We start from the raw sequence: 26,723 nt of genomic DNA, 5'->3' as shown, positions 1-26,723 counted from the left end.
CGATAAGAATAGAGGTAAACCTTTTGTGAGAGATTATTAAGATTTGCAATGTCGAAAACAGACCTTTTCAAGTTATTAAAAAAATGTATAAACACTGTGAGGAAAATGCATATGCTGTTTTATGAGATTGTTTGCTTTTCGTGTAAAAATATATTCCGAGTATACGAAGGAAGTGAAAAATATAAGCGATTTAAAGAGAAACCGAAAGGGACATATTGTTGTGATGAGTGTAGCCACAGAATTCAATTAGAAGCGATAAAATGTTTTTTAGGTAGTTTTATATTTTTGTTCAGAAAAAATTGACAATAAACGCATAATAAATTATCATATGTAAAAATCAATATTTAAAATGGCATTGAAGAGAAGAGTAGTTAAGAAAGAATACGTACAGAGAGCTCTGGTAGCTGAGAAAGAGCGGTATACATCTTAATGAAAAAAGACTTGGAGCTGCGCAAGGAACTAATTAATTTAGGGATGGTGCGACGGGTTCTCCCGTTATAGAGATAGGGTATAAGCATATTTTGCCGTACCTGAAAAGGTTAATATGGTGACGTATTAACAAACTGAGGTGGTACCGCGAAGTTAATAACTCTCGTCCTCAAGATGAATAATCTTGGGGGTGGGAGTTTTTTTGTTGTATAAAACTGAAAATGTGAAAATAAAAATACAATTGAGGTGAGTGGCATATGCATTGGGCGTATGAAGTAGCACATGAATTAATTAGAAAACATCCAAACAAAGAAACTTTTGTTTGTGCAGCTGGAATTAGTCCATCTGGTTCTGTTCATATTGGGAACTTCCGTGAAATAGTAACGACTTATTTCGTTGTAAGGGCTCTGCAAGATTTAGGGAAAAAGACTCGTTTTATCTTTTCATGGGATGACTATGACAGGTTTAGAAAAGTTCCTAAAAATATTGATCCATCTTTTGGAAGATACATTGGTATGCCGTACTGTGATCTCCCTGATCCGCATGGGTGTCATAACTCATATGCGGATCATTTTGAAAAAGAGTTTGAGGAATCGCTCCAAGCATTTGGAATTGAAGTAGAATTTATTTATCAGCATGCTGAATATAGAAGTGGAAGGTACAACGAAAACATATTAGAGTCTTTGTGTAAAAGAAAAGAAATATATGATATTTTAATGGGTTTTAAAACAGGAATACACCGAGAAGAAGATAGAGAAAACTTTTACCCCGTTACGTTATATTGTGAGAGGTGTGGGAAAGATGCAACAACTATTATACATTTTGATGAAGTATTAAAAACAGTTCGGTATGACTGTGAATGTGGAAATCAAAATAAATTATCCGTATTAAATACAAATCAAATGAAACTGAATTGGAAAATCGATTGGCCGATGAGATGGATGATAGAGGATGTTATTTTCGAACCGGGCGGAAGAGATCATTCATCGGAAACCGGTAGTTATAATGTATCAAAAGAAATTGCAAGGAAAATATTCAATTGTGAAGCCCCTCAATACGTTGCTTATGATTTCATTGGAATTAAAGGGCATCATGAAAAAATGTCCAGTTCTTCAGGGAATAGTATTACACCTAGCGACTTATTAAAAGTGTATGTACCAGAAGTGATTCTTTTTATGTTTGCAAAATATAGGCCCGGCGCAGCTTTTCATATTGGACTTGATGAAGATGTGATTCGCAATTATACAGAGTATGAGAGATTGAAGGATAGTTATGAAAATAAAACACTCAAAAATGAAGATTTATTTGATGCAATTAAACTTTCTAAACTTGATAGCCGATTTAAAGAGTATCCAAAGTTTAATCAAGTAGCAGGAACTTTACCGTTATTAAATTTTGATTCATCTATTTTACAAGATATATTAGAGAAAATAGATAGGAGCTATGCATTACCTGAAATGATAGCGATAAGTAATCGTGCTGAGTATTGGATAAGAAACTTTCAATCTAAAAAATTTATTGCGGTAAATAAAGAGAAAAATACGGAGTTTTATAACACATTAGATGAACGGCAGAAAAAATGGCTAGTAGAAGTTTGTAAAATAATTCGTTCTAATAACGATCATTCTAAACTAATGGAGCAATTGTATACGATTTGTCATCATGAAAATAAAAAAATAATGAAAGAAAATCAAAAACAATTATTTACCATTTTATATAGGCTCATTATGAATCAATCAAGTGGTCCACGTATACCGTTATTAATACATGTGGTAGGCGCCAGAAAATTCGTCACATTATTAGATTTCTAAAATATAGTTAAAAGCAACGCAAGTACTCAATAGAATAGGTACTTGCGTTGCTTAATTTTTACTATCTTGAATACATTTTTGGACATTCATCACCACTTGGTTCGTAAAAGCAATGGCTTTTAAATTGCCCTGCAAACGGCTGATTATACCATTCGGGTGGACAAGCTCCAACTGGACGAAAATACCAAAGAGCCCATCGTGCTGGCCAGCGCCATTCACCTTGTAAAACTTTTCTTGCGATTTCTTTTTCTGATTCACGGGCACGTTGATAAAAGTAACCGTATTGAACTGCTTCGAATCCGCCAGGGCTTTGATATACTGCATCACGCACAGATCGAAGTTGTTTAAAATCTAAACAATCACAAAACACACGATTTACGACAACACAGCCAACAAGTTGTTCACCTTGTCGTCCTTCGCCCTCAGCTTCAGCACGGATTAAACGTGCTAATAAATCAACGTCACTTTCGTTGTATGGAATAAGGGGCATTGTAATACCACCTTTCTTTACCTGTTATAGTAAAGAGTGTATGTTTCAAAATGAGCTAAGTGCATTTTTCTTGAAAATAACTACTGATTTTAAAAAGGAGCTTATACAGATAAAAGCTAATTATTATATAGAAGATAAAAACGAAAAAGGAGAGGTACTATGCATCGTATACATAAAGAACATATCATTTACGCAATGTCACCAGAAAATAATCCATGTATTGAAGTAGAAATTGGGAGCCGTCTTGTATTTGAAACATATGATTGCTTTGAAAATCAAATTGATTCTGAAGATGTTGTGTTTCAAGAATTAGATTGGAATCGAATAAATCCAGCGACCGGACCTGTACATATTAAAGGTGCAGAACCTGGTGATATATTAGTCGTAACGATTGAAAAGATTAAAATTGCAGAGCAGGGTGTTTTAACTACAGGTGCGAACCTAGGTGTAATGGGTGATGAGCTAAATGAAAATACAGTAAAAATTGTCCCAATACATAATGGACATGTTTCATTTTCAAATGAACTGCAAATTCCAATTAATCCAATGATTGGTGTGATTGGTACTGCACCGAAAGAAGAGAGTATTTCATGTGGTACACCGCATGATCACGGCGGGAATATGGATTGTAAAGAAATCAAAGAAGGTACAACGTTATTATTACCTGTAAATGTTCCTGGTGCTCTTTTAGCATTAGGCGATTTACACGCTGCGATGGGTGATGGTGAAATTGGTGTTAGTGGAGTAGAGGTTGCTGGTGAGGTAACTGTAACTGTTCAGACTATAAAAGGAAAGAAATGGCCATTACCATTGGCTATTCAAAAAGAAAAAATAATGACGATTGCTTCAGAGAAATTGCTAGATGATGCAGCGAATCGTGCTGTACGTAATATGGTGACATTTTTACATGAAGAATTAGAAATGTCTAAAGCTGATGCAACTCTTTTATTATCAGCAGCAGGTAATTTAAAAATTTGCCAAGTTGTGGATCCACTAAAAACGGCGCGGATGGAACTAGGAAGGGAATATGTGGAGAAGTTAGGATTTTCTCTAAATGCATTTCATATTAAATAAGAAAAATAGAAAAAGGATACTTTTGTATAAAAGTATCCTTTTTCTATTTTACGGATTTTGTGAAAAGAGGTAGTATTTATTTATATAAGTATATTTGAGATTGTGGATCAAAAAGGAGTTCAGAGATGGTTAAAATTATGATTGTTGAAGATGATATGAAAATTGCGGAGCTATTATCAACATATGTTGCGAAATACGGTTACCAAGGAATTATTGTAACGGATTTTCAAAATGTGTTAGACATATTTTTAGAAGAACAACCGGAGTTAGTTTTATTAGATATTAATTTACCAAGTTTTGATGGTTACTATTGGTGTCGTCAAATTCGCGGGGTTTCCACATGTCCGATTTTATTTATTTCGGCCCGTGAAGGTACGATGGATCAAGTTATGGCGTTAGAAAATGGTGGCGATGATTTTATTCCGAAGCCGTTTCATTATGAAGTTGTAATGGCGAAAATTCGTAGTCATTTAAGACGTGCTTATGGAGACTATGCACCGAAACTAGAAGAACGAATGATTGAGCAACAAGGTCTTAGTTTATATCCCGAAAGACTTGTATTAAAACTTAGGAACCAAGAGATTGATATAACGAGAAACGAAGCCATTTTATTAGAGATGTTAATGAAAAACCATCCGCGTGTTGTTAGCAGGGAAGTATTATTAAATAAATTATGGGATAGTGAATCTTATGTTGATGATAATACATTAAGTGTAAATACAACACGTGTGCGTAAAAAGTTAAAAACGTTACAAATTGAAGGAGCAATAGAAACAATTCGTAGTGTTGGATATAGATTACATATTACTTGGGATAATGGTATGGAAAAATGATAAGGTTATTTATACGTGATCATATACCACTTATTTGTTTTACTGCGATCCAACTACTAGCCATATTCTTAGTTTATTGGTTTGATGGGCATAATCATATTTCAACGGCATTATATGCAATGTTTTTAGGTGCTTTTTTTATGGTAAGTTATTTAGTATTTCGTTATTTTACACATCGTTCTTTTTATGAACGTTTAGCAAATCCGTTGCAATCTTTGGATGAATCTGTTCAAAAATCTGATTTTGCAGTTTTATCTACTGCTCTCCAAGATTTGCTCGAAGTACAATATCGACATTATCAAAATCAGCTCCAGTTACAAGAGAGGAAAAATAATGATCATTTAACCTTTATGAATCAGTGGATTCATCAAATGAAAACACCTTTATCTGTAATAGAATTAATTACACAAGATGAAGTGGATTCACGTTTTGAAAGCATTAATGAGGAAACAGATAGGTTGAAAAAGGGGTTAGAGATGGCACTGTATGTCGCACGTTTAGAAGCATTTACACAAGATTTTTATGTAGAAAGAGTACAACTACATAAAATAGTGAATGATTCCGTGCATGAACATAAACGCTTTTTTATTCGGAATTTTGTATACCCAGAGCTTGAAATTGATAAGAGTATTACTGTAGAAAGTGATGCGAAGTGGTTACAATTTTTAATTGGACAAATAATATCGAATGCGATTAAATATTCATCAGGTAGTAGAGAAAAGATTAAAGTGAAAGTACGTAAGGAAGGTAATACAGTTGTACTTGAAATTACCGATAGTGGCGTAGGGATACCGAAGCAAGATTTACCAAGAGTATTCAAACCTTTCTTTACAGGAGAAAACGGTAGAGATTTTAAAGAATCAACTGGAATGGGATTATATCTTGTATATGAAATTACGAAACAATTAGGACATAGTGTAGGAATCCATTCAGAGGTTGGTAAAGGTACCGTTGTACGAATTATATTTTTTAATGTGTAAATAAGTGAACTAGGCTAAAGAACTTTGGAGATAAGTTTTTTAGCCTTACTTTATCCCGCTTTAATGGGCAGTAAGACCCCCGCTGATTAAAGTTTCACTTTATGGCGATTATATGAAATGGTAAAAGGTCATCTTAGTATGTATAATGACACGCTAATAAATACGATCTTTAAATTAGAAGTATTTAATAAAAAGCTGATAAATAGTTTTTGTAAGAAAAAAGCCACCTCTTTGAAAGAGATAGCTTCATGAATCCATCCTATGAATAGGTGTATCAACATTAATAAGTATAATGTTCGAATTCGTGATATGTTTTGTGGGTTATAATAGAATTAGTCTTTTGTTTTTTTATAATACAGTATTGTAATTAAGTAAACAAACTTAATAATGTATATCCAATTAATCCTAAAATAGTGATAGGAACCATCATTAAGAAAGAAGAAATTCGATTAGCATTAGAGCGTTCTAACACAAGAATCAAGATAATCCCGACTATCACTTCGGTATATCCAACAGGTAACATGTGACTATAGTCTTCAAAATTTAAAAGAATGTGAAGTCCATCCGTTACAAAAACTCCACTAATAAGCGCGCTTCCGAATTTATGAAGTGGATTTGTAGTATCTTTCCATAGAAAACCTGCAATTCCAAAGATAGTTCCTCCTATAAATGCACATACAATCCATACAGATATAAAATAAATAGAGTGAGCTACATTTTTAATAACTATTGCATAACCATAATAGCCTAATACCATGCCGAGTAGTGCAAGGATACCAGAAAGTATAGCTGTACGCTTAGAATAACTAAAGCTAGCCACGAAAAAGGATGGAACTAACCAAACACTTCCTAGATTAGCTAATGAATGCCAATGTCCTGGAAGTATACCTTGCCCTAATTTAGTTAGTATACCAACAATTATCCCTACTATAATCGGGATGAGAAAAATCTTTAAAAACATATTTAACTTTGTGATTTTTAATGTCCTGTCCATAAATTCAATCCTTACATTAATATTTTCTACAAACATATAATAGCTTATTAAAGGGGAGTAATCAATAAAAATTTATCGAAAAACAATAAGTGATTATTGGATAGCGAATAACATTTTCTTTTTATTTATAATTTATTAGAAGGAGGGCTTTTTTGCTAGTTGTGAATGATAGGGGGATTGAAATGGATATTCGTAAAATGAGATATTTCATAACAGTGGCAGAAGAATTAAACTTTAGTCGTGCAGCAGAAAGGCTTAGGATGGCACAACCTCCTTTAAGCCAAGAAATTCGTAAATTAGAAGATGAATTGGGCGTTCAACTTTTTCATCGAACAAAAAGAATGGTTGAACTAACCAGTGCAGGGAAAATATTTTTAGAAGGTGCGCGGCAAACGTTGCTTCAAGTAGATAGAACTATTAAAGAAACACAGCTTGCGGATGAAGGGAAGGTAGGACATTTAATAATCGGTTTTGTCGATTCTACAGAAACCGTAATAGACATATTAAAAAAATTTCGAGAACGTTTTCCTAGAATACAGCTTATATTACGCGAGATGACAACAGACCAGCAAATAAAAGCGCTATATGAAAAACAAATTCATATTGGATTTATTCGTTCCAAGCAGAATAATGAAATATTAGTTTCCGAAGTTTGTTCTGAGGAATGTTTAAAATTAGTTTTGCATGAAGATCACCCTTTAGTTTCGTTACGTAACATTTCAATCAAATCATTAGTTGATGAACCATTTATTTTATTTCCACGTCATTTCGGTACTAACTTTTATGATTTAATTATTAGTTACTTTTGGGAACATGGAGTAAGTTTAAATATTGTTCAAGAGGCGATCCAAATGCAAACTATTGTGAATTTAGTTGCAGCAGGAATGGGGATTTCTGTCGTTCCATCATCGGTGGAAAGCTATAAAAAATCGGGTGTCATGTATAAAGACATTCAAGAAAATACACCAAAAATAAATTTATATGTTGGATGGAGACAAGATGAAAAGTCTGTCGTATTAGAGAACTTCTTAACAGTTGTTAGAGAGGTTTATACGACTTCACAATTTGAATTTGAAAAGTAAAGGCCCATCTTGATGGGATGGGCAGTCGGAAAGTTGGATAGGAAAACTTCGATTTTTATTTTAAAGTCACTGAAGATTCAACCTGTTTTACTCGGATCGTACTCAGCGAAACCTTTTAGTATATTATCAATCTGATCCATAATTTCAGGTTGCAATTTAACACTAGAAGCAATTACGTTTTCTCTTATTTGCTCCGGGTTTGAAGCGCCAATAATTGCAGAGGAAACAGCTGGATTTTGTAGTACCCAAGCAACTGCGAGTTGTGGTAGGGTAAGATTAGTTTCTTGCGCGATGGGATTGAGTTTCTGAATTGCAGTGAGTACATCATCACTCATCCAACGTTGTACGAGTTTGTGGAAAAATGGTTTGCCAGCATCTGAATTAGCACGTGATTGAGTCGGCAAGGGTTTACCAGGTTGATATTTTCCTGAGAGAATACCTTGTGCAAGGGGAGACCAAACAACTTGACCAAGCCCCTCACGTTGACATGTTGGTATTACATCAGTTTCAATAACACGCCACAACATCGAATATTGAGGTTGGCTAGCGATAAGTGGAATGTTCAATTCTCGTGCAAGTGCTGCACCGCGGGTAATTTGTTCTGATGTCCATTCACTTACGCCTAAGTAAAGGACTTTACCTTGTCTTACAAGATCAGCAAAAGCTAACATCGTTTCCTCAAGAGGAGTTGTTGAGTCAAATCTATGTGCATAATAGACATCAATGTAGTCTGTCTGCAACCGCTGTAACGATGCATTGCAATTTTCTATAATATGTTTTCTCGATAATCCACGATCATTTTTTCCAGGTCCGGTCGGATGGCATACTTTTGTACATAGTTCTATGCTTTCTCGGCGTATACCTTTCAAAGACCGGCCAAGTACTTCTTCGGCTATAGTGTCCGAATAAACATCAGCAGTATCGAACGTAGTAATTCCGACATCTAGTGCGGCTTTCACACAATCATTTGCAGTATCTTCGTTTACTTTTCCACCATGGTTAATCCAGTTCCCGTATGCAATCTTACTTACTGTTAATCCACTGTTTCCTAGTTTACTAAATTCCATTGTAGTATCCTCCTTTTAAAATGATATCTTTATTATAAGAACTGAAATGTAATATGTATAATATATAATTAATGATACATTTATATAAAAATTATATAAGAGAGAGTGCTTAGAAGTTTACTATTAAGGAAATCTAAAGCCAGTAGTATTACAGATGTTGTTTGTGTTTGATCGATATGAAGTGAAGATAAATAGACCTAAAAGAAAGCAATCATTTTCACAGCACGTATAATCGCATTTACTCATACAGTACTACTATGGTACAATATGGTTACTAATGACGGAAAGGAATGATGGGTGGACGATGATTAACTAATCTTATTTTTAAATGTTGAAATTCAATAAATTTCAATTTATAAAAAATAGGATTAGTCTGCCCAATTTCCTTACAACGGTATTGCTATTTATTATGCGTAATAGCTTATTTGGGTATAAATATGTTAACGACTAATCCTGCCAAATTAATTTGGGAGGATTTTTTTGTTCTCCCTTAATGAAAGGGATCGGTAATATGAAAGAAATTTTAAAATTAAATGATGTTTATGTTGAGATAAAGGAAAATACTTTGTTAGAGAAAATGAATGTTACAGTAAAACAAGGGGATGTTATCGGATTAATTGGTAAAAACGGTGCCGGTAAATCAACGTTACTTCAATTAATAAATGGGAAGATTGAGCCATCAAAAGGGATTGTTGAATGGCAGCAAATGAATATGACAACGGCATATGTTGAACAAGAAATAGAATCTTTTATTAGTAATGAAATGATTGCAAAAGAAGCAGAACTTCTTGCGAAATGGGGCGTGCCAACGAACGATTTTCTTACTTTAAGTGGTGGTGAAAAGCTGAAAGTTCGACTAGCAAAAGGATTTGCCGAAAATCCTAATTTATTAATATTAGACGAACCGACAAATCATTTAGATGAGATGAGTACGGAATTTCTCATTAAGCAAATAAAAAATATGAAGGGTACAGTTATCGTTGTATCGCATGATCGATACTTTTTAGATGTTGTCGCAACGAAAATATGGTCAATTGAGGAAAAGAAACTAATTGAGCATAGCGGTAATTATACGAGTTATATGAAAGCACGTGAGCATACAAGAATGACGCAGCAACGTGAATATGAAAAACAACAAAAAAAGATAGAACAAGTAGAAACACATATAAAAGAATTAAGTTCATGGTCACAAAAGGCACACGCACAGTCTACAAAACAAGAAGGAGTTAAAGAGTTTTATCGTGTAAAAGCGAAGCGAATGGATGCGCAAGTGAAGTCAAAACGAAAACGTCTCGAAAAAGAGCTGGAGAAAACGAAAGTAGAACGTGTGAAAGAAGAGTATTCAGTGGAGTTCTCTATTCAAGCGAATAAAAAAGTAGGAAAACGCTTTTTAGAAGTAAAGAAATTAAAAAAAGACTTTCATGGAAAGACATTATTTGAAAACGTTAATTTTACAATCCAGCACGGTGAGAAGGTTGCGATTGTTGGACCAAACGGTAGCGGGAAAACAACATTACTGAAGATGATTATGGGAACGGAAACTGTACAAGGAGAAGTATGGATTTCACCATCTGCAAACATCGGTTATTTAACACAAGAAGTATTTGATTTACCACTGGATAAAACACCAGAAGATTTATTTTTTAAAGAGACATTTGAAGAAAGAGGAAAAGTCCAAAATTTAATGAAACATTTAGGATTCCAAGCTTCTCAATGGAAAGAACCGATTGAGCATATGAGTATGGGGGAACGAGTAAAATGCAAGTTAATGGCTTATATTTTAGATGAAAAAGATGTACTTATTTTAGATGAACCGACGAATCACCTTGACCTCCCTTCACGTGAACAGCTTGAAAATACATTAGCTGAGTATAATGGAACACTCGTTATAGTTTCTCACGATCGATATTTCCTGGAGAAAACAACTAACACGAAACTCGTGTTTTTAAATAATACGATACAAAAGCAGCTAGAGGAACTTATTAAAACAAGAGATGATATTGAAGAGCTACGTTTAACATTAGAAACAGAGAGACAAGAAGTATTAGGTAAATTAAGCTTTTTAACTTCTAACGATAAAGAATATAAAGAACTTGATGAACGATTTATAGAACTTACGAAGCAGATTAAGGCGCTTTAATGTAATTAAGGGGGATTAACATGGGAGAAGAGAGTTCGACTAATTTATTTAGAATAGACTGTGGAGATATATACTTGTAAGAGTTTACTATCAAAGATGCGGAGAGTATTTATAAAATATCGAATCAACCGGAAATAGAACAGTTTTTACCAGACTGGAAATCAACGAAAGAACAAAGGATTGACTGGGTTATTAATGATGAAATATCAGCAAACAAAGCATTTCTTGATGCAGTGACAAAAACGTCTAACATAGATGATCATATATTAAAGCTAGGAATATTTAATAAAGATACAAATGAATTTATTGGATGGTGCTGCACAAGCATTAAAGAAGAACTCCCTTCACCAAATAGAGAAATAATGTATGCTATTTCAAGCGAGTATCAAAGCAATGGTTACGCTACGAAAGCGACTAAAGGGTTAATTGATTATTTGTTTAAAAATACAAATGTAGATGTCCTCAACGCAATTGCTTTAATTAACAACGTACCATCAAATAAAGTTATTGAAAAATGTGGATTTACTTATTTGAGCCAACAGACGATAGAAAACCAACTATATAATCATTATTTATTAAGCAAATCAGAGTGGATAAAAAATATTGCTCTTTAAAAGAATCTATAATGGAATGTAAAAAAGCTTAGAGCTAAAACTCTAAGCTTTTTTACATTCCATTATACCTGTTACCATATCAAAGAGACAATTTGGATGGCTTCTTACCGGATTTTCTCATCAAAAAACAAGGGGATTAAGCTGTACATGCGATAATCATTTTATAAAAAATCATATATGAAAAGGGGTTTGGATAATTTTGTCGAATGCATTTATCTATGAAAACACCACTTTCTTACTCAAATTATCCTAAAAATGAATCATTTTGATCTCAAATAGAAGAACGAACGGCAAAAGTGAAGGTGAGCGAAGTTTTGCATATAAAACTTACGGTTGAGTGTTAGTGGATTAAAAGTTTTAAGTTATGAAATAGATTAAATGAGGGAGGGGAACGCATATCATAATTTGGTTTCGTCAATTGCCACAGATAAGTATGGATTTTTCAGAATGGACTCCTTTTATTAAGAATAATTGGTATCAAAAGCATTATATGAAGTTTGTATATCTACTTCAAATAATCATTTTTCTGATACCAAATTACTTTGGAGTAGGTTTCACTCATATTAATATATTGTATCTAATCATAATAGGTATCTTTGTCTTCATCATTCACGAATGTCTACACATTTTGGTCATAAGTAACAAAGGTGATATTAGCTTAACATGTAGTGGAATATTTTTTTGGCTAAATACAAATGCAACCCTATCCAAAGCGAGATTTTGGGTCTTTATGAGCTTACCCATAATTGTATTATCGGTAGCCCCTGCATTTATGTCGTTCTATGTATCAGGAAATATTAAATCAATCATATTATTTGTATGTTGGATAAACGCAATAATTTCCGCCTCAGATATTTACAATTCATTTTTAATTGTAATGAAACCGAAGAACTCAGTATTTTGCAGAGGATATTATCAAGTGAAATAGTATTAAAAGTATTATTTAATTATATTTCAATTTAAGAAATTAGTTAAAAATATAATATTTGAAAGTAAAAAGACCGATAATACAATGATATTATCCCCTTTAAGTAGACAGTGTAAAAAGACCATGCACATACATGGATGTTACACTATTACTTGGAGGGGATTTTTCATGACTAAAAAAGGTTCAATATTTATTACATATTCAGAAGAATTAAAGTTAGCGGCTGTTCAAAGTTATTTAAACGGAGAAGGAAGTTACAATATGATAAAGGAAAAATATCAGATTAGAAGCTCTACACAACTAAAAAATTGGGTGAAAAAATATAAAGAATTTGGTGAAATTACAGATACTCGTGGAAAAAATGGTGGAATGAAAGGTATATCAAATCCTCTAAAAGGCAAACGCGTTCATTTTAAGACGATTGAAGAGGAACGTGACTACTATAAGGCACAGGTTGAATATTTAAAAAAGCAGTATCCGAATCTGTAAATGGAGGTGCACTAAAATATACGGTGAGATATCATATCATTGAATCATTAAAGGGGAAATATCCAGTTATATGGCTTACGAAATTTGCGGGTGTACATCGTTCAAGTTACTATAAGTGGATTCATACAAAAAGTATGAAAAACATGCGACTAGAATCCGAGAAACGATTAAAAAAAGTAATACAATCTATTCACGTAAGGCACAAGGAATATGGTTATCCACGTATGAAAATCGCTTTACAGGAAGAGGGATATTTTATAAATCACAAAAAAGTATATCGCTTAATGAGCGAGCTCAACATTCAATCTATTATTCGAAAGAAGCGTCGCTTCTTTAAAGGGAACTATTCCAATGTTTTTCCGAATGTTTTAAACCGTGTATTCAAAGATCGCCAACAAAATGAAGCGCTTGTTACAGATATTACTTACCTACGATTCCAAGAGGGATTTCGGTATCTTTCTGTTGTACAAGATATTTATAATAACGAAGTTGTTTCTTGGAAAATATCCAAGCGCAACGATAATGAACTTGTATTAGATACAATTGAAATGTTGGCACAAAAAAGAGATGTGCGTGGAACCATTCTCCATTCAGATCAGGGATTCCAGTACACATCTCACGCCTACAACAAACGACTTTTAGGTTTAGGTATCATTGGCAGCCACTCTCGCAAAGGAAACTGCCATGATAATGCCTGTATTGAGTCATTTTTCTCCCATTTTAAATCGGAAATGTTGTATTTGAATCATTTTAAAACAGAAGCAGATTTAATACAAGCAATTGAAGAGTATATTTATTTTTATAACTATAAACGGTTCCAAAAACGACTCAACCACCGAGCTCCGATAGAATATCGAATCTCGATGGCTGCTTAGTCTTTTTAATATTGTCTACTTGACAGGGATAAGACCAACAATCGGTCTTTTTTCATTAATATAATAAAGATTAGAAATAAATAGCATTGTATTTCATACTACCCTGCGAATATTATAAAATAGATATAAATTGATTATAGTTTGAAAACAGGTTTGTTATCAGTTTTTTCAGAAATCTTACAAGCGTGTAAGATAAATGAAAGATGAATCAATATGTGCTATAAAACAATTCATTTACACTATATTGTGAGAAGTGCAAATGAAGGGAGAATATAAATGGAAATTCTACATGCAAAAAGTATTAGTAAAGTATATAAAGGGAAAGTACCTTTTAAAGCATTGGTAGATATTGATTTATCAATTCAAGAAGGTGAATTTATAGGGATTATGGGGCCATCAGGGAGCGGGAAAACAACGTTATTAAATATGGTATCTACTATCGACTCTCCAACATCGGGAGAAATATTAATAAATGGTACAAATCCATTCCAGTTGACATCAGATAATTTGGCTTTATTCCGTAGGAAACAATTAGGATTTGTTTTTCAATCATTTAATTTACTTAGCACACTTACAGTAAAGGAAAATATCGTATTGCCGATGACATTAGATGGTGTTTCTGTACAAGAAATGAACGAACGAGTTGAAGAAATTGCAGAGAAATTAAATATTACAGATATATTGAGTAAAAGAACTTTTGAAATTTCAGGGGGGCAAGCTCAAAGAACAGCAATTGCTCGTGCAATTGTTCATAAGCCGCAATTATTACTTGCAGATGAACCAACAGGGAATTTAGACTCTAAATCTTCAAATGATGTAATGGAGATGCTAGATACTTTAAATAAAGAAGAAAAAGCTACGATGATGTTAGTTACACATGATCCGTATGCAGCGAGTTTTTGCAGCAGAGTCATATTTATTAAAGATGGTCAACTATATAACGAAATTTACTGTGGTGAAAGTAGGCAAGCATTTTATCAAAAGATTATGGATGTCCTTTCTTTGTTAGGAGGGAAAAGGCATGACTTTTCGTCAGTTCGCATTTAATAATATTTTTCGCAATAAGCGTACATATGCAGCTCATTTTTTAAGTAGTGCATTTTCTATTATGATTTTCTTTACGTATGCTCTTTTATTATTTCATCCTGATTTACAAGGTGAGTTGAAATCGACAAGTGCAACAATAAGTGCATTTGGTACATTGGGATTTTCAGTTTCGCAAGGCTTGATTTTTGTATTTTCATTTTTCTTCATTCTATATTCAGTTAGTTCATTTTTAAAAACGCGCAAGAAAGAATTTGGGATATTAATGATGCAAGGTATGTCAATGAGACAGCTTAAGAAATTATTATTAATTGAAAATATGTTGATTGGACTTGGCTCAATTTGTATAGGAATTCTCATTGGACTCATATTTTCTAAACTAGTTTTATTGATAAGCGCAAGTGTATTAATGATTAGTAATGGTTTGCCTTTTTATATACCAGTGCAGGCCGTATTATTAACAGTTATCACATTTCTTTTATTATTTTTAATTGTTTCGCTCGTTACATTTAAAATGATAAAAGTAACAGAACTTGTGGAACTTATACAAGCAGAGGAAAAGCCAAAGCCAGAACCGAAAGCATCAATTTTATTATCGCTACTTTCTTTAATTAGTATAGGGTATGGATATTTTTCAGTATTTCGCTTTATCCCAAGTACTAATTTTATTACGCTTGGAATAGGGGTGCTCCTAGTAATTATAGGAACGTACTTTTTATATACACAGTGTAGCGTTTATATATTGCACCTTGCGAAAAGGAGAGAATCTTTCTTTTTAAAGAGAACAAATATATTAACATTTTCTGAATTAATTTACCGTATGAAAGATAATGCAACGATGTTTTTTATAGTATCTATTGTTTCAGCAGTTGCATTTACAGCGATTGGTACAACAGCTGCAATTGGAAATAGGGATTTGGTAAGGATGACAAATCCGTATACATTTTTGTATGGAAGTTTTGAAAACGACAAAGTATTAAATAAAAATCTTTCTATTATAAAAAAACACCTTTCTGATGCTAATATTCCGTATCGAATGGCTTCATCTTCATATATATACACGGAAAATGGTGTAGATGTAATGAAGTTAAGTGAATATAACGATCTTGCTAAAGCGCTAGGCTATCAACAAGAAACAATAGAAAAAGAAGATGAAATTTTATTAATTCCTGGAGTCGTATCACAAAAACAAGAATTTAAAAATGGCGAGTATAAAAAGAATATAGAAGTCATTCAAGGAGATTGGACAAAGACATTTCATGTGAAAAAAGCTGTAGAAAATTTAGTTTTACCACATGATTCTAGAACTATTTATATCGCTGTTAAAGATCAGGTATATGATGGAATCCCTCTTACTAGTGACCCAGTTAATAAAGACAGTCAATATCGTACTTACGGATTTGTTGTAGACGATTGGATGAAAACGAAGGGAATTTCAAACGAATTAATTAGTAGATTTGAGAAAGATACTAGAGTAGGTAATTTTCAATTTCGGGCTTTAACTATAGATTTGTTAAGTGCAAAGCAAACGAATGGATTATTACTTATGGCAAGTGTTTTAGTCGGAATCGTCTTTTTCACATTCGCTGCTAGTTTTATTTATTTCCGATTATATACTGATTTGGATCGCGATCAACAGCAATATAAAATGATTTCGAAAATGGGGTTAAGTAAACGAGAATTAAAAAAAATTGTAACGAGACAGTTATTATTAATGTTCTTCTTACCGATTGTTGTTGCAGTGATTCATACTGTAGTCGCTTATACGGCATTACAGCAATTAGTCGATTTTTCTATAATTAATAGCTCTATCGTTATTTTAATTTCATTTATATGTATACAAATATTATATTTCTTTATAACCCGTTGGCGTTACCTGCAAAAGCTTTATAAGGTTATGGAGCAATAGAGTTTATTAGCTTGTAAGACTACATTAAAGTATGTGGAAAAAATGAACTGTATGATGAAAGGAAACGCGATGAAAAGAACTTTAACTATTTTTATGTTAACGATACTACTATTAATAAGTTTTAGTGCATGTTCTAAAAAGGAGAATCCATTTCCTGCAAACGGTTTATTAATCATTGGAAATGAAAATAAAATTTCACCAATTATTAATCGTTATCAAGAAATTACGAAAGAAAAAGAAGTGTTTTCTGTGAAAACAGGTACTTATGGAAACGGACAGGTATTAATTTTAAATGAGTCTACAGCACAAGCATTGATTAAAGCTAAAGTTTTCCGTAAACGAGATAATGGCTCCAATTTTATGCCTGTAAATACGTTACCGAAATTCCCAAAAGAGGGTTCTCTACTGTTTGCACAAGAAGACGAAAAGACTTTGAAAAGTATTAAATTAGAAGGAAAAGAGGTCCCTGTCATATACAATAGTGACGCTTGGATAGGTAACAAGCGTAATTATCCAACGCAATGGTATGTGATTGTATCCAAAAATAATATATATAAGGAAATAAAAGCAAATGAAACAAAAATGCATCTTCTTCAATTAAAAAAATCTTTAGGTGACGAAAAACCTAAAATGTCGACAGATAATACATTGGTTAATGAAAATGTAAAAGTAAGAAAGCTAATTAAAGATTTTGAGGGAGAAGTATCAGTTCAGTTTTTAACGATTGAAGAAAAATCTTAAAAAGAGTTCAAGGTTGATAAAGTTTCTATCAACCTTGAACTCTTTTTAGTTATAGACCATTCAGATAACATAGTTTACATGACTTCATTTAATCGAGTCTCGCTCGTTTCTTCAATCGCATTTGAATGTTGAACCGAACCATTTTGAGATTCCTTTTCTTTACGAAATTTCTGTAACATTTCTAAAATCATCCATAAAGGTACACCTTTGTCTTTTAGCATTTTCCATAAGTCTAATTCGCTAAATTTATGATCCGCTTGTTTCATTTCTTGTTCAGATGTACGAATATCAAATTTGATTAGATCATTAGATTTCTTATCTTTATTCTTAGTAGAAGAGATAGTATTATGCTCAAGATTAGATGGGGTTATTTTAGAAGGTTGAGCTAATGTATGAATGTTTAATCCGACTTGCATGCTTTTTTCCTCCTTTTCAAGCAATGAAATTAGTTTTCTTATGATTTTTAAATCCATTTAACATGAGGAAACTATATTTAATTATAAATTCAAATAATCAGATTTACAAGTTGTGTTATGAAAAGTAAATGCTTACTAGAATAAATATTTATCAACATTTGTATATGTTTTCTATATATACAACGTATATAAAATACTTTACATTATGTTTAAGTTGCAAACTAAGTTTGTATTTTTTTCAAAGATAAATGTAAACGTTTTATTGAGGGGGAGAAAGTATGGGGAAATTATTTTTAAAAGTATGTTTTTTCGCATTAGTGACTGTTTGTTCATTCGCAGCGAAAACAACATACGCTGAAGAGAGACAACAAAATAATTATCCTATCATTTTAGTGAATGGATTTGCTGGATGGGGTAGAGAGGAAATGCTAGGGGTAAAATATTGGGGTGGTGTTCATGATATACAAGAAGATTTAAAAAGAAATGGTTATACAGTACATACTGCAGCTGTTGGACCAGTTTCTAGTAACTGGGATCGTGCATGTGAATTATATGCGCAAATTAACGGTGGAATAGTAGACTACGGTGCGGCACATGCTGAGAAACATGGACATAATCGTTTTGGTAGAACTTATAGTGGATTTGCACCGAATTGGAGTGAAACAAATAAAGTTCATTTAGTTGGGCATAGCATGGGTGGACAAACGACAAGAACATTAGTGCAGTTATTAAAAGAAGGAAGTTATGAAGAAAAAGATTATGTGAAAAATCATCCGAACACAAAGATATCACCACTATTTGAAGGTGGCAAATCGTATGTTCATAGTGTTACAACTTTAGCAACTCCTCATAACGGTACAACACTCGCGGACGGAAGTCTTCTGTTGCCGTTCGTTAAAGATTTACTCATTACAGCTGCAAGTTTAGGTGGAAACAATAATTTATCATTATATGATTTTAAATTGGATCAATGGGGTATAAAAAAGAATACTGGAGAGTCCTTTTTTCAATATACTGATCGTATTTTAAATAGTTCAATTTGGGAAAATACAAAAGATATAAGTCAATGGGATTTAAGTACTGATGGAGCAAAGGAGTTAAATAATTGGGTAAAGACGCAATCGGATGTATATTACTTATCCTATAGTGGACATGCATCGCAAGCAGCACCAATAACAGGTTTACATTTACCTCATATAACGATGAATAAAGTGTTAATGGGTAATGCATTTTTCTTAGGTTCCTATGCAAGATATGAAGAGAATCGAACATTAATAGATACTTCTTGGTGGCAAAATGACGGTGTAGTAAATACAAATTCTATGATTGCACCTTCATCTAATATTGCTGCAAATGATAATGAGTCTTTACAGGTTGGAAAATGGAATCATATCGAAACGAAAGCAAATTGGGACCATCTTGATATGGTAGGATTAAGCGTTTCAGACACGTTAGGTTTTTCTAATATTCAAGAGTTTTATAGAACAATTGCAGAAAAATTATCACGGTTACCGAAATAGATAATAATAAAGCGCTCTCGATGGAATTCGAGGGCGCTTTATATTATATTGAAAGAGGGATTTGGCAAAAAAAACATGGGGTGATCTTATGAAAATTCAAGTTGTATTATCGGGGTATGGGACAGTTGGTAAAGAATTTATTAAATTATTAAACGAAAAATATTTATATATAAATGAAACATATGGAATTGACTTAGTTGTTAGTGGAGTGATAGGAAGAAATATTGCAATACATAACGGAAAAGGTTTGCAGATTAATGATTTATTGACGTATGGTGATGGTTCTGCTGCAATTGAAAAATATATCGAACATTATCCAGAGGAACGCGGAACGATTAATATAAATGGTACTGTATTGGTTGAATCAACTGCTACAAATCTTAAAAATGGAAATCCAGGGAAACAGTATATGAAACAAGCTATTGAAAATCAAATGGATATAGTAGCTATTTCAAAAGGTGCACTTGTTACAGCTTGGAGTGAACTGAATACAGCAGCACGTATTTCAGGCTCACGCATTCGATATAGCGGTGCAACTGCCGCTGCGTTACCGACATTAGACATTGGACAACTAAGTTTAGCAGGTTGCCATATTGAAAAAATAGAAGGAATATTGAACGGGACAACAAATTATATTCTTACAAAGATGCATGAAGAATATAAGACGTTTGAAGAAGCATTGCAAGAAGCACAAAATAAAGGAATTGCGGAGACTAACCCGTTATTAGATATAAGCGGGATGGATAGCGCTTGTAAATTATTACTTTTGACGAATAGTTTAATGGGAAACGATTATTCACTCAAAGATATAAAAATAAACGGAATAGAGCACGTTACAACGCAACAAATTCAAAGTGCAAAGGAACAAAATAAATCAATTAAATTAATTGCATCAGCATATAAAGATGATAATGGAAAAGTAAACCTTAGTGTACAACCTTGTAATTTAGAGAAAGAACATCCGTTAGCAAATATAAATGGCACGGAAAAAGGAATTACGTTCTTTACAGATACAATGGGACAAGTCACTACAATTGGTGGAGCTTCTAATCCACGCGGAGCTGCCGCTGCTGCTTTAAAAGATGTAATCAATTTATATCGAAATGATTTATAGGCTTTATAACCGTACCGCTATTAATAAAAAATACATATGTAGTGGACCTTTTGAGAATGAAATAAATATGTAAAAATAATTGCAGGGGGTAAGAAATTGTTTAAAGATTTTAAAGTTGTAAAAGATCGTCCCGTTTATATTCAATTAAAGGATTATTTAAAAAAGATGATTATGAAAGGGCATTTGTTGGGGGACCAAAAAATCCCATCAACAAGGGAACTGAGTGAATTATTATCAGTGAGCAGAAATACAGTACTCTCTGCATATGCGGATTTAGAACAAGAAGGACTCATTTATGCAGTTAAAGGAAAAGGAAATTTCGTTGCGAAGGTGGATATAAGTAACACCTCGTCTGTTGAAATAGATTGGAAAAATAAACTTAATACAGTTACCACATTAGCGGATGAATTAGACTTAATGAAGCATGGAGTTCGCTGGGAAAAAGGAATGATTGTTTTTAATAGTATAGCCCCGGACGAAAAGCTATTTGATGTTGAAAATTTCAAAAGAGCTTTTCTTACTCGTATGTCCATTGAAGGGGATATCGTATTGAACTACGGATATGCAAAAGGTTATAGACCGTTAATTAATTATTTACTTCATTACATGGAAATGAAAGGTGTAGATATTTCGAACAAAGATATTCTAATTACAAATGGATTTACAGAAGGATTAGATATTGTGTTATCTTCTTTATCGAAGAAATCAGGGCGTGTTATTTGTGAGAACCCAACTCACCATGCTGCATTGAAGCTTTTTCGTTTACATGGACTTGAAGTTCATGGAATTAATATGAATGATGATGGTATTGATACGAATGAAGTAGAAAAAAGTTTGCGTGAAAAGGATTTTGATTTCGCGTATTTAATCCCTTCTTATCATAATCCGACTGGTATTGTTACGAGTTCGGAGAAAAGAACGGAATTGATGAGGTTATTTTCAAAATACAAGATCCCTATTATAGAGGATGGGTTTAATGAAGAATTACGTTATTCGGGTTCACATTTATCGCCATTATTAACTTTTGCAGGGGCTGGTAATAATGTGATTTATATTAGTAGCTTTTCAAAGGTACTTTTCCCTGGTTTACGTGTAGGTTGGATCATTGCAGATAAAGAACTGATACATTATTTAGAAAGTGTTAAAAGAGCCAGAACCATTCACACATCTACGTTAGATCAAGCTGTTCTGTTTCAATATTTACATGAAGGATATTTTGAAAAATATTTAAAAAAGCAAGATCTGTTTATAAGAAAAAATATGAGTTAGCTGTTGGGGCGTGTAATCAGTACATTCCGTTTAAAAGAATGACTGGAGACGGTGGACTTCATTTGTTTATAGAGTTGGAAGAAAAAATTCAAGCCCGCACACTTTTACAAAAGTGTTATGAGAAAGGAGTTACGTTTTCTCCTGGAGATGTTTTTTACTCTGATGGAGGAGGAGCGAACACATTCCGATTAGGATTTTCACGCTTGAAAGAACAGGAAATTGTTAGCGGGATTCAAATAATTGGTGAAACTTTAAAAAATGAAACTTGGAGTTGAGAAAATGAGAATTGGCGTTATTATGGGAGGAGTATCCTCTGAAAAACAAGTATCAATTATGACTGGGAATGAAATGATTGCACATTTAGATAAGAGTAAATATGAAATCGTTCCAATTACGTTAAATGAAAAAATGGATTTAATTGAAAAAGCGAAAGACATTGATTTTGCATTGCTAGCATTACACGGAAAATACGGAGAAGATGGTACGGTTCAAGGGACGCTTGAGAGTTTAGATATTCCATATAGCGGCAGTAATATGTTATCTAGCGGTATATGTATGGATAAAAATATTTCAAAAAAGATTTTGCGTTATGAAGGAGTAGAAACACCAGATTGGATTGAACTTACAAAAATGGAGGATCTAAAGCTTGAGGAGTTAGATAAATTAGGATTTCCGTTAGTGGTAAAACCAAACTCTGGCGGCTCAAGTGTTGGAGTTAAGATTGTCTATGATAAAAATGAATTAATCTCTATGCTAGAAACTGTATTCGAATGGGATTCTGAAGTAGTAATTGAGAAGTATATAAAAGGTGACGAGATTACATGTTCAATTTTTGATGGGCAACAGTTACCTATCATTTCGATTCGACATGCTGCTGTGTTCTTTGACTACAATGCAAAATATGATGATACTAGTACAGTTGAAGAAGTTATCGAACTTCCAGCTGAAATAAAGGAACGTGTAAATAAAGCGTCACTGGCTTGTTATAAAGCATTAAAATGTAGTGTTTACGCAAGGGTTGATATGATGGTGAAGGAAGGAATTCCATATGTAATGGAAGTTAATACATTACCAGGGATGACACAATCAAGTTTACTACCAAAAAGTGCGGAAGCAGCGGGAATTAATTATAGCAAACTATTAGATATGATAATTGAAACTTCATTAAAAGTAAGGAAAGAAGAAGGTTTTTAAGGTAGTTATATAATTAATTCTTTTGACAGTTCCACGAATTATGCTATGATAATTACAATACGACAACTAAATATTTATCCACTAGGGGGCCTTTTATAGGCTGAGATCAGATGAAATTTTGAGACTCTTAGTACCTGATCTGGTTAATGCCAGCGTAGGGAAGTGGGAAAGACGTTGCTATTTAACGAATAAATACTGTCAATTTCACTTTCTTTACGCCTGTAAAGAAAGTTTTTTTATTTTACAGCTTTAATAATTGTGGATAAATACGTATATTTTTTACATTATTTGGAGGGATTTAAATGACTTTTTCACAATCATTACGTAAAGAAGTAGATTCAATTTGGGAAGCAAGTTTTAACCATCCTTTTGTAAAAAAACTAGGCGAAGGAACATTAGATTTAGCTAGTTTTCGATATTATGTGCTTCAAGATTCTTATTATTTGAGTCATTTTGCTAGAGTACAAACGTTAGGTGCTGCAAAGGCTCTTGAATTAGAAACGACAGCTCGTATGGCACACCATGCACAAAATACGTATGAAGCTGAGTTATCATTACATGAGAATTTCGCAAAGAAATTAGGGATTACAAAAGAAGAAAAAGATAATTTTATTCCTGCGCCAACTGCATATGCATATACATCTCATATGTATCGTGCAGCTTATGAAGGGCATTTAGGAGATATTATTGCGGCTATTTTACCTTGTTATTGGTTATATTATGAAATCGGTGAACGGTTAAAAGAATGTCAACCAGAAGAGCCAATTTATCAAGAATGGATTTCTGCATATGGATCTGATTGGTTCCGTACTCTAGTAGAAGAGCAAATCACACGATTAGATACGATCGCTGAAAAAGTAACAGAGGCAGACCGTAATCGTATGAGACAACATTTTATTTTTAGTAGTCAATATGAATATTCATTTTGGGAAATGGCATATACATTAGAAAAATGGCCGGTGAATGAAGAAGTTAAAGGTGTTATTTAATTAAGAGTATATAAAAGGTATCGCTATATAAAGAGGCGATACCTTTTATTATATTTAGTTTCTGTAATTTTTTTGTAAATCATAGATAAAAAATATAATAATTCATTATAATGATTTTATAATATAAAGTTCCATAAGGAGGTAGTTATATGTTAATAGTTACTTTATATTAATTTGATTTTAATACTGTTTTATTTATATAATCAAATGTAATTTAGCTATTTCCTTTAATGTGCTTGGTTAAAATTTGATTCGTTAATGCTTAAAAAATTGGTATCTTTTCTAGTATTATTCGTGATCAATATAAATTAAGAGAGGAAGTATTAATAATATGGAAAAATTACAGTTATTAGCATTTAAAAATATAGTAGAACCCCTCTATAATGAGAAAGTATCGTATATTTATTTTCCTATTGAATGGCTTGAGATTGTAGAGATACATTATAGAACATTTTTATTAACGAGCAAATTAAAACTTGTAAATGAAAGATTGTATGAAATGTTTTCTGATATATTATTCATTCAGCATAATCCATATATGTTAAAGGAAGATACGCCCTGGATTGTAGCAAAAGAACCAATGAAACAAGAACAGTTAGACTATATTTTCCAAAGCTGGTATGAGGTTATTCATGATTGGAAACCTAATAAATTAATAGATCCACCACATTTAGAATGGCAGTATGATTTAATTAGTAATTTACCAGCATTACATGATAAAAAAACGTTTTCTAAATGGGTACCAGCTCTAATTACTCATATTTTTTGCGAACAGCCTTTACATATGGAAAATAAAAATGAGGAAGAAATATATTTTTCACCACTGCGATCACAACATGTTTCTGAAGCGATGTCTGAGCCAATTAAAGATGAAGAAACACATGATTATTTCTCTTATGTATATCGGTTTGAATACGTAACTCGTGGAGGTGAGAATATTCCGCTATTAAAAGTATCTGTAGGGATTAGGAGGTTTTATCAACAATATAATCATAAAGATATCCCTATACTTTTAGGGCGAAAGCGGAGCCAAATACTGATTTCAACTCCTGAATTTGAATCAAATAATAAAAAGCAAAGATTTGTAAAGTTAAAAGTACAACAAGCTGTAAAAGGAATAAAGTGGATTAAACGTTTTAGAAATTTAAAAGATGATTATAGGATAGGGGGAGAAGTTAAATTAGAGAACATTCTCCAATGTCCGAAAGAGTATATTAGAGGAACAAAGATAAGAGTGCTTCTTCCATATAACGAAAATATATATAAAGTTCAAGGAACAAAAATAAAATTTGGTATAAAAGTAAGAGAAAAAGAGGAACTTTTTAATGAATTCCAACGAATATGCCCATATTTCACATTACTTCCAGAATGTGAAAATGTATTAACTAATAATGAGAATGAGTTATTACCTTTATTTGCCCCAAAGGGATTAGACTCAATTACGTTAGAAGTATGGTCAGATGATATAGTAATAGAGATAGAACAAGCGTTATTAGATAGCAAAATAGTTTTAGCTCAAAACGGAGATTCCTCCTATGTATTAAATGCAGACAATCCGGTGTTGTTAAAAATAGTAAGATATAACATTAGGAAATTGTTACAAAATCCATATAGAATGCAATATAGCCATAAAAACAAAAAGAAACTAGTAGACGATGTCGTAAAAGCTGTACATGCTACGGCAGGTGAGCAAAATGAAATGAAATTAGCATTAATTGCAATAAAAAATTGTGATGGTCGCGAAAAAATTAATCCAAAGCAAATTATTCGGGAAGGATTCGCTCAAACGGAACGTATTTCAGCATTTATTAATTTATTTATCGGACAAAGTGTATCTAAAAAAGAAATTATTAATGCCATTCTTAGTTTGTTAGAACAAAAGGGATTCTTAAAGTGTAGTTGGAATAAGATAAAATTACCGGGGATAATTGTAAATTTATCAATTGAGAAAATGTCTAAATATGATTTCTTACCTATTTTTTCAAAAATAAATGGGAGAGAAATATTATATAAATTATATGGTCAAGAAGAATGGGGCACAATTGATCATACTTTATTAAATATAGGTAATAATAAAGTGTTTTTACCACAACCATCAAAAAGGAATGATATAGGAGTCAGTTTTAAACAATTTATGTCAGAAACATTAGTTGAAATTTCACAAGATGCACATAAACAAAATAAAGAAGTTTATTTTATTGTAGATGCCAATATGAGGAAATATTGGATAGAGGAATTGCAAAATAAAAGCGTTAATATTGGGGTTTCACCTGAAATAATCCCAAATTTAAAAGAGGATATAAACATAATTAGAATTAATACTAACTCAGATGTACCGAACTATATTGTTAGAGACCAAGAACATGTTATGAATGAAACGAGATTATTTGTAGATCAAATGGGAATTTACTATAGCACGGCTGCATACGAATTAGATTGTAATGAGATAGTACAGCAGTACATACTCGAAGTTATCCCGCTTGGTGTAAAATCTGAAGAGAGAGAAGAAATCGCCAAAATGATACATTACATGTGCTGTAAATCAACCTTGCTCTCAGAACAAAATATTCATAATACGTATGTAATGCATATGGCTAAATTAATTAAAAACTATACTACCGATATTGATTCAAGGGAGTTTAAAGAATTCAATGACGAATTAGATGAAGATGTAATAATTTTAGAAAAAGAAGATACATTGATATTAATATAAATAATATT

Annotated in this window: 23 protein-coding genes, 1 pseudogene, 1 riboswitch and 1 other annotated feature; of the genes and pseudogenes, 20 read left to right on the top strand and 4 right to left on the bottom strand. The window is 32.5% G+C overall.

Going from position 1 to position 26,723, the window contains the following annotated elements; genetic code table 11:
* Positions 1-105 precede the first annotated feature (105 nt).
* A complete protein-coding gene (locus JFT95_RS11430) occupies positions 106-303 on the top strand; it encodes a DUF2197 domain-containing protein (protein ID WP_201052252.1) in 198 nt (65 codons plus the stop codon).
* 43 nt (positions 304-346) lie between these two features.
* Positions 347-603, top strand: a binding site (T-box leader).
* 83 nt (positions 604-686) lie between these two features.
* Entirely contained in the window at positions 687-2,240 is a 1,554-nt protein-coding gene (gene lysS, locus JFT95_RS11425; RefSeq protein WP_201052251.1) for a lysine--tRNA ligase, read from the top strand.
* A 61-nt stretch (positions 2,241-2,301) separates the two neighbouring features.
* Here the strand turns inward: lysS and JFT95_RS11420 are convergent, their stop codons facing one another.
* The gene (locus tag JFT95_RS11420; RefSeq protein ID WP_002013108.1) at positions 2,302-2,730 is read right to left on the bottom strand and encodes a cell wall hydrolase; all 429 of its coding nucleotides are present in this window, start codon (positions 2,728-2,730) and stop codon (positions 2,302-2,304) included.
* Between the two features lie 159 nt (positions 2,731-2,889).
* Here JFT95_RS11420 and JFT95_RS11415 point away from each other — a divergent pair, with 159 nt between their 5' ends.
* The 3 genes from JFT95_RS11415 (at position 2,890) to JFT95_RS11405 (ending at position 5,617) form a co-directional block, all read left to right on the top strand.
* Complete coding sequence (locus JFT95_RS11415; protein WP_002192860.1) at positions 2,890-3,804, top strand: acetamidase/formamidase family protein; 915 nt, start codon at positions 2,890-2,892, stop codon at positions 3,802-3,804.
* Positions 3,805-3,929: 125 nt separating this feature from the next.
* Complete coding sequence (locus JFT95_RS11410; RefSeq protein WP_002189809.1) at positions 3,930-4,637, top strand: response regulator transcription factor; 708 nt, start codon at positions 3,930-3,932, stop codon at positions 4,635-4,637.
* Positions 4,634-5,617 carry a sensor histidine kinase gene (locus JFT95_RS11405; protein ID WP_002189808.1) on the top strand — a complete coding sequence of 328 codons (984 nt, stop codon included), beginning with the start codon at positions 4,634-4,636 and terminating at the stop codon, positions 5,615-5,617. The genes JFT95_RS11410 and JFT95_RS11405 overlap by 4 nt, the downstream gene beginning before the upstream one ends.
* 367 nt (positions 5,618-5,984) lie before the next feature.
* Here JFT95_RS11405 and JFT95_RS11400 read toward each other — a convergent pair whose 3' ends face one another.
* The gene (locus tag JFT95_RS11400; protein ID WP_002189807.1) at positions 5,985-6,611 is read right to left on the bottom strand and encodes a DUF6518 family protein; all 627 of its coding nucleotides are present in this window, start codon (positions 6,609-6,611) and stop codon (positions 5,985-5,987) included.
* A 182-nt stretch (positions 6,612-6,793) separates the two neighbouring features.
* Between JFT95_RS11400 and JFT95_RS11395 the strand changes: the two genes are divergently transcribed.
* Positions 6,794-7,693 (top strand): LysR substrate-binding domain-containing protein, encoded by a 900-nt coding sequence (locus tag JFT95_RS11395; protein ID WP_201053639.1) that lies wholly within the window; start codon positions 6,794-6,796, stop codon positions 7,691-7,693.
* Positions 7,694-7,770: 77 nt separating this feature from the next.
* On the opposite strand, the gene JFT95_RS11390 is transcribed toward JFT95_RS11395, so the two are convergent.
* Positions 7,771-8,760, bottom strand: coding sequence for an aldo/keto reductase family protein (locus JFT95_RS11390; RefSeq protein WP_002013118.1), 990 nt, complete (start codon positions 8,758-8,760; stop codon positions 7,771-7,773).
* Positions 8,761-9,271: 511 nt separating this feature from the next.
* On the opposite strand from JFT95_RS11390, the gene abc-f reads away from it, so the two are divergent.
* The 8 genes from abc-f (at position 9,272) to JFT95_RS11350 (ending at position 17,500) form a co-directional block, all read left to right on the top strand.
* Entirely contained in the window at positions 9,272-10,900 is a 1,629-nt protein-coding gene (gene abc-f / locus JFT95_RS11385) for a ribosomal protection-like ABC-F family protein (RefSeq protein ID WP_201052250.1), read from the top strand.
* Positions 10,901-10,989: 89 nt separating this feature from the next.
* Positions 10,990-11,514, top strand: a complete 525-nt coding sequence (locus JFT95_RS11380; RefSeq protein WP_307838413.1) for a GNAT family N-acetyltransferase — start codon at positions 10,990-10,992, stop codon at positions 11,512-11,514.
* 433 nt (positions 11,515-11,947) lie between these two features.
* A complete protein-coding gene (locus tag JFT95_RS11375) occupies positions 11,948-12,442 on the top strand; it encodes a DUF3267 domain-containing protein (RefSeq protein ID WP_049772868.1) in 495 nt (164 codons plus the stop codon).
* Positions 12,443-12,610: 168 nt separating this feature from the next.
* Positions 12,611-12,931 (top strand): helix-turn-helix domain-containing protein, encoded by a 321-nt coding sequence (locus JFT95_RS11370; protein ID WP_016103355.1) that lies wholly within the window; start codon positions 12,611-12,613, stop codon positions 12,929-12,931.
* A gap of 23 nt (positions 12,932-12,954) precedes the next feature.
* Positions 12,955-13,806 carry an IS3 family transposase gene (locus JFT95_RS11365; RefSeq protein ID WP_201052050.1) on the top strand — a complete coding sequence of 284 codons (852 nt, stop codon included), beginning with the start codon at positions 12,955-12,957 and terminating at the stop codon, positions 13,804-13,806.
* A 276-nt stretch (positions 13,807-14,082) separates the two neighbouring features.
* Positions 14,083-14,853 (top strand): ABC transporter ATP-binding protein, encoded by a 771-nt coding sequence (locus JFT95_RS11360; protein ID WP_002013124.1) that lies wholly within the window; start codon positions 14,083-14,085, stop codon positions 14,851-14,853.
* On the top strand, positions 14,828-16,759 hold the full coding sequence (locus JFT95_RS11355) for an ABC transporter permease (protein WP_078185998.1): 1,932 nt from the start codon (positions 14,828-14,830) through the stop codon (positions 16,757-16,759). The genes JFT95_RS11360 and JFT95_RS11355 overlap by 26 nt, the downstream gene beginning before the upstream one ends.
* A 69-nt stretch (positions 16,760-16,828) precedes the next feature.
* Complete coding sequence (locus tag JFT95_RS11350) at positions 16,829-17,500, top strand: lipoprotein BA_5634 family protein (RefSeq protein WP_002165681.1); 672 nt, start codon at positions 16,829-16,831, stop codon at positions 17,498-17,500.
* Positions 17,501-17,574: 74 nt separating this feature from the next.
* On the opposite strand, the gene JFT95_RS11345 is transcribed toward JFT95_RS11350, so the two are convergent.
* Positions 17,575-17,916, bottom strand: a complete 342-nt coding sequence (locus JFT95_RS11345) for a DUF3914 domain-containing protein (RefSeq protein ID WP_061674262.1) — start codon at positions 17,914-17,916, stop codon at positions 17,575-17,577.
* Positions 17,917-18,194: 278 nt separating this feature from the next.
* Here JFT95_RS11345 and JFT95_RS11340 point away from each other — a divergent pair, with 278 nt between their 5' ends.
* The 6 genes and pseudogenes from JFT95_RS11340 (at position 18,195) to JFT95_RS11315 (ending at position 26,715) form a co-directional block, all read left to right on the top strand.
* Positions 18,195-19,436 (top strand): esterase/lipase family protein, encoded by a 1,242-nt coding sequence (locus JFT95_RS11340; RefSeq protein WP_002032480.1) that lies wholly within the window; start codon positions 18,195-18,197, stop codon positions 19,434-19,436.
* Between the two features lie 88 nt (positions 19,437-19,524).
* The gene (locus JFT95_RS11335; RefSeq protein ID WP_201052248.1) at positions 19,525-20,550 is read left to right on the top strand and encodes a homoserine dehydrogenase; all 1,026 of its coding nucleotides are present in this window, start codon (positions 19,525-19,527) and stop codon (positions 20,548-20,550) included.
* Positions 20,551-20,646: 96 nt separating this feature from the next.
* Positions 20,647-22,094, top strand: a pseudogene (pdxR, locus tag JFT95_RS11330) (MocR-like pyridoxine biosynthesis transcription factor PdxR).
* A gap of 4 nt (positions 22,095-22,098) precedes the next feature.
* Positions 22,099-23,013: a D-alanine--D-alanine ligase gene (locus JFT95_RS11325; protein WP_201052246.1), complete on the top strand. Its 915-nt coding sequence runs from the start codon at positions 22,099-22,101 to the stop codon at positions 23,011-23,013.
* Between the two features lie 73 nt (positions 23,014-23,086).
* Positions 23,087-23,191, top strand: a riboswitch (TPP riboswitch).
* 124 nt (positions 23,192-23,315) lie between these two features.
* Entirely contained in the window at positions 23,316-24,002 is a 687-nt protein-coding gene (gene tenA / locus JFT95_RS11320) for a thiaminase II (RefSeq protein WP_002032475.1), read from the top strand.
* Between the two features lie 331 nt (positions 24,003-24,333).
* On the top strand, positions 24,334-26,715 hold the full coding sequence (locus tag JFT95_RS11315; protein ID WP_201052244.1) for a pPIWI_RE module domain-containing protein: 2,382 nt from the start codon (positions 24,334-24,336) through the stop codon (positions 26,713-26,715).
* Positions 26,716-26,723 lie beyond the last annotated feature (8 nt).

Source organism: Bacillus sp. TH17 (genome assembly GCF_016651125.1).
Taxonomy (GTDB): domain Bacteria; phylum Bacillota; class Bacilli; order Bacillales; family Bacillaceae_G; genus Bacillus_A; species Bacillus_A mycoides.
Note: the sequence above shows the minus strand (reverse complement) of the source record. Positions and strands in the feature narration are given on the sequence as shown.